Consider the following 4,857-nt stretch of genomic DNA (forward strand, 5'->3'; position numbering starts at 1 on the left):
TTTGTGGTTGTCAGGGTTCGGACTTAGAGCTTAGTTCAGGTTCGCTACAATCGCAGGGCAACTAAAATACTGTCACACGACTGCAATAATTCCGTTATCTAATGCGGCGCAAGACAGTTAAATGACAAGAGGATTAAGGCATGGTTGGCAGGAGCATTCTGATCGTCGACGACGAAGCGCCTATTCGCGAAATGATCGCCGTTGCATTGGAAATGGCCGGCTATGACTGCCTGGAGGCCGAGAACTCCCAGCAGGCCCACGCCATTATCGTGGACCGCAAACCGGACCTGATCCTGCACGACTGGATGCTGCCCGGCACGTCCGGCATCGAGTTGGCCCGCCGCCTCAAGCGCGATGAGCTGACCGGGGATATCCCGATCATCATGCTTACCGCCAAGGGCGAAGAGGACAACAAGATCCAGGGCCTTGAAGTCGGTGCCGATGACTACATCACCAAACCGTTTTCCCCCCGCGAGCTGGTGGCACGCCTTAAGGCCGTACTGCGCCGTGCTGGCCCGACCGATGGCGAAGCGCCGATTGAAGTCGGTGGCCTGTTGCTCGACCCGATTGGCCACCGCGTGACCATCGATGGCAAACCCGCCGAAATGGGGCCGACCGAATACCGTCTCCTGCAATTTTTCATGACCCACCAGGAGCGCGCCTACACCCGTGGCCAGTTGCTGGATCAGGTCTGGGGCGGCAACGTCTATGTCGAGGAACGCACCGTTGACGTGCACATTCGTCGCCTGCGCAAAGCTCTCGGCGATGCCTACGAAAATCTGGTACAAACCGTGCGCGGCACCGGTTACCGCTTTTCTACAAAGGCCTGATCCGGACAGTACCGCCCGACAAGCTGACAAGGACGCGCGATCAAGTGAACCAAAACTGGCATGGCACCCTGATTCGCCACATGCTGCTGCTGGTCACCGCCTGCCTGGTGATCGGCCTGATCACCGGCTACTACGGCTGGAGCCTCGCCGCAGGCCTGGGTATTTACCTGGCCTGGACCCTCAAGCAACTGCTGCGCCTGCACGAATGGCTGCGCCTGCACAAACCCGATGAAGCACCGCCCGATGGTTATGGCCTGTGGGGCGAGGTATTCGACAGCATCTATCACCTGCAACGCCGCGATCAGCGCGTTCGCGGGCGCTTGCAAGCCGTCATTGACCGGGTTCAGGAGTCCACCGCGGCGCTGAAAGACGCAGTGGTCATGCTCGACTCCGACGGCAACCTGGAATGGTGGAACCGTGCCGCCGAAACCCTGCTGGGCCTCAAGACGCCGCAGGACAGTGGCCAACCGGTGACCAACCTGGTGCGTCATCCGCGCTTCAAGGAATACTTCGAACAAGACAGCTACGCCGAACCGTTGGAAATCCCCTCGCCGACAAACGACCGGATGCGCATTCAGCTGTACATCACCCGATACGGCAACAATGAGCACCTGATGCTGGTGCGCGACGTGACACGCATCCATCAGCTGGAGCAGATGCGCAAAGACTTCATCGCTAACGTCTCCCACGAACTGCGCACGCCGCTGACAGTGATCTGCGGCTATCTGGAGACGTTGCTCGACAACGTCGAGGATGTGAATCCACGCTGGACCCGTGCCCTGCAGCAAATGCAGCAGCAAGGCGGACGCATGCAGACATTGCTCAACGACCTGCTGTTGCTGGCCAAACTGGAGGCCACCGATTACCCGTCGGACAACCAGCCCGTGGCCATCGATGGTTTGCTGCAATCGATCAAAAGTGACGCTCAACAGCTCTCCGGCCAGAAGAACCAGAAGATCAGCCTGGAAGCCGACCCGACGATTCTGCTCAAGGGTAGCGAAGCGGAATTGCGCAGCGCGTTTTCCAATCTGGTGTTCAACGCGGTGAAATACACCCAGGCCGAAGGCAATATCCGCATTCGCTGGTGGGGTGATGAGCAAGGCGCGCACCTGAGCGTGCAGGACTCCGGGATCGGCATCGACAGCAAACACTTGCCGCGCCTGACCGAACGCTTCTATCGCGTCGATTCCAGCCGAAACTCCAACACCGGCGGCACCGGCCTGGGCCTGGCGATCGTCAAGCACGTGCTGCTGCGCCACCGCGCGCGGATGGAAATCAGCAGCGTACCGGGTCATGGCAGTACCTTTACCTGCCATTTCGCTCCTGCACAGGTCAGCCAATCCAGGGTTATCAGCGCCGCTGATTGATACCGGCCAGCACTCACCACTAGGCAATCGCCCGGTCAGCCGCTACATTGGCTGACTTGCGCCTGCATTTCAGGCGCACATTTTTCTTTCCTTTCGAATACACGGAACCCGCAAAACTCCATCATGGACCCTTCCCCTGGCTTGACCCTCGCAACAATATTCGCCGACTTCGGCATGATTCTTTTTGCTCTGATCCTGGTACTGCTCAACGGCTTTTTCGTTGCGGCGGAATTTGCCATGGTCAAATTGCGCTCGACCCGGGTCGAGGCGATTGCTGAGCAAAACGGCTGGCGCGGCCACATCCTGCGCACTGTGCACAGTCAGCTGGATGCTTACCTGTCGGCCTGCCAGTTGGGCATTACCCTCGCCTCCCTGGGCCTTGGCTGGGTCGGCGAGCCGGCGTTTGCGCACATTCTCGAGCCCCTGCTTGAAACCGTCGGCGTGCAGTCGGCCGAAGTGGTCAAGGCCGTCTCGTTCTTCACCGCGTTTTTCATCATTTCGTACCTGCACATCGTGGTCGGCGAGCTCGCCCCGAAATCTTGGGCCATCCGCAAACCCGAGCTGCTGTCGCTGTGGACGGCAGTGCCGCTGTACCTGTTCTATTGGGCCATGTACCCGGCGATTTACCTGCTCAATGCCAGCGCCAACACCATCCTGCGCATTGCTGGCCAGGGTGAACCCGGCCCGCATCACGAGCACCATTACAGCCGCGAAGAACTGAAGCTGATCCTGCACTCCAGCCGTGGCCAGGACCCGAGCGACCAGGGCATGCGCGTGCTCGCCTCGGCAGTCGAGATGGGCGAGCTGGAAGTGGTCGACTGGGCCAACTCCCGAGAAGACCTGGTGACCCTGGAGTTCAATGCTCCGCTCAAGGAAATCCTGGCGATGTTCCGTCGCCATAAGTTCAGCCGCTATCCGGTATATGACAGCGAGCGCCAGGAGTTCGTCGGCCTGCTGCATATCAAGGATCTGCTGCTGGAACTGGCGGCGCTAGACCACATCCCCGAGTCGTTCAACCTCTCCGAGCTGACCCGCCCGCTGGAGCGCGTCTCAAGGCACATGCCCCTGTCGCAGTTGCTGGAACAGTTCCGCAAGGGCGGCTCGCACTTCGCCGTGGTCGAAGAGGCTGATGGCAACATCATCGGCTACCTGACCATGGAAGACGTGCTGGAAGTGCTGGTGGGCGATATCCAGGACGAACACCGCAAGGCCGAGCGCGGGATCCTCGCGTACCAGCCGGGCAAGTTGCTGGTACGAGGCGATACGCCGTTGTTCAAGGTTGAGCGTCTGCTGGGCATCGATCTGGACCACGTGGAAGCCGAAACCCTCGCCGGGCTGGTCTACGAGAGCCTCAAGCGAGTTCCGGAAGAGGAAGAAGTGTTGGAAGTCGAGGGTCTGCGGATCATCATCAAGAAGATGAAAGGTCCGAAGATCATTTTGGCGAAGGTGTTGATGCTGGATTGATGCAATGCATTGATTCGCGTTGACCTTAAAAGATCGCAGCCTTCGGCAGCTCCTACAGGGGTTATGTGTACACCTGTAGGAGCTGCCGAAGGCTGCGATCTTTTGCTTTCATGGCCTCAACGCAAAGTTGGGCAACGCCCCCACCGGCTGTTTGAAGCTATACGGTATCGACACCAGCCCCATCCCGGTATTTCGCTGCACCACGAAGTGCAGATGCGGCCCACTGCTGTTGCCAGTATTGCCCGACAGCGCCAGCGCGCTGCCCACCGCCACCCGCTGCCCCTCACGAACACGAACCGAGCCCTTCTTCAGGTGCAGGTACACGCCCATGGTCCCATCGTCATGCAACACCCGCACGAAGTTGCCCGACGGATTGGTGCCACGCCCGGTCTGGCTGTTTTCGGTTTTCACCACCACCCCGCCACGGGCGGCGATGATCGGCGTGCCTTCCGGCATGGCGATGTCCATGGCGTATCGGTTCTTCGGCCCATAATGGCTGTATTGCCCGTTGGCGCCCTGACTGACCCGGAAGGGACCACCACGCCAGGGCAACGGATATCGATAGGCCATGGCGGTGCCTGAGGGGTCACCTAGCGAATATTTAAGCTTGGGGATGTACACGAGCGGCCTTGAGGCTTGAGTCGCCGTGAGCTGTGCCAGGCGAACGCTGGTGCGTAGCGGTATCACTCGCCGGATGGGCTGGCGCGGTGCGCCACTGACGTTTTTCACTCCGGCGAAACTCAATTCGATCTCTACCGGTGCATACAGGTCATTGCGCACATAAACGCTGTCCACGCCGTCCTTCTTCATGATGACGTAGAACACCTGACGCTCAAGGTGTTCGACCATCCGATCACGAAAAACGAATACCTTGGAGCCTTTCGTGGGGCGATCACTGTAAGCGACCACACCATTGGCATCGGTGGATTTGTAGATCGTCATGGCCACGGCCGAGGTGGAGGCCACGAACAGACCACAGAGGAACAACAGGCGCGGGAACATGGGCGGGATTCTGTCGAGTAAGGCCTTGGATTGAGCCTAGCAGTCGCAATTGACCTGCGTGATCGACAGATGTTTCAAAACGAGCGATTCAGGGAGGAGCGGTGAGGCCTCTTCGCGGGCAAGCCTTAATGCCAGTCAGTTAAGCGATGAAGGTCAACTGTAGGAGCGAGCTTGCTCGCGAAAAACGTTAACGA

Annotated in this window: 4 protein-coding genes; 3 read left to right on the top strand and 1 reads right to left on the bottom strand. The window is 59.2% G+C overall.

Annotated elements, in window-relative coordinates:
* The first annotated feature begins 140 nt into the window (after window positions 1–140).
* From phoB to ACRESJ_RS06775, 3 genes are all read left to right on the top strand, one after another.
* Entirely contained in the window at window positions 141–830 is a 690-nt protein-coding gene (gene phoB, locus ACRESJ_RS06765) for a phosphate regulon transcriptional regulator PhoB (RefSeq protein ID WP_431757224.1), read from the top strand.
* 80 nt (window positions 831–910) lie between these two features.
* Window positions 911–2,197, top strand: coding sequence for a phosphate regulon sensor histidine kinase PhoR (phoR, locus tag ACRESJ_RS06770; protein ID WP_431757227.1), 1,287 nt, complete (start codon window positions 911–913; stop codon window positions 2,195–2,197).
* A 123-nt stretch (window positions 2,198–2,320) separates the two neighbouring features.
* A complete protein-coding gene (locus tag ACRESJ_RS06775) occupies window positions 2,321–3,661 on the top strand; it encodes a hemolysin family protein (protein WP_431757225.1) in 1,341 nt (446 codons plus the stop codon).
* Window positions 3,662–3,769: 108 nt separating this feature from the next.
* On the opposite strand, the gene ACRESJ_RS06780 is transcribed toward ACRESJ_RS06775, so the two are convergent.
* Window positions 3,770–4,663 (bottom strand): peptidoglycan DD-metalloendopeptidase family protein, encoded by an 894-nt coding sequence (locus ACRESJ_RS06780; RefSeq protein WP_431757226.1) that lies wholly within the window; start codon window positions 4,661–4,663, stop codon window positions 3,770–3,772.
* Window positions 4,664–4,857 lie beyond the last annotated feature (194 nt).

Source organism: Pseudomonas sp., from assembly GCF_050739655.1.
GTDB lineage: Bacteria > Pseudomonadota > Gammaproteobacteria > Pseudomonadales > Pseudomonadaceae > Aquipseudomonas.

Coding starts and splice junctions, on each gene's coding strand:
- phoB (WP_431757224.1), top strand. CDS start 141: ATGGTTGGCAGGAGCATTCTGATCGTCGACGACGAAGCGCCTATTCGC.
- phoR (WP_431757227.1), top strand. CDS start 911: ATGCTGCTGCTGGTCACCGCCTGCCTGGTGATCGGCCTGATCACCGGC.
- ACRESJ_RS06775 (WP_431757225.1), top strand. CDS start 2,321: ATGGACCCTTCCCCTGGCTTGACCCTCGCAACAATATTCGCCGACTTC.
- ACRESJ_RS06780 (WP_431757226.1), bottom strand. CDS start 4,663: ATGTTCCCGCGCCTGTTGTTCCTCTGTGGTCTGTTCGTGGCCTCCACC.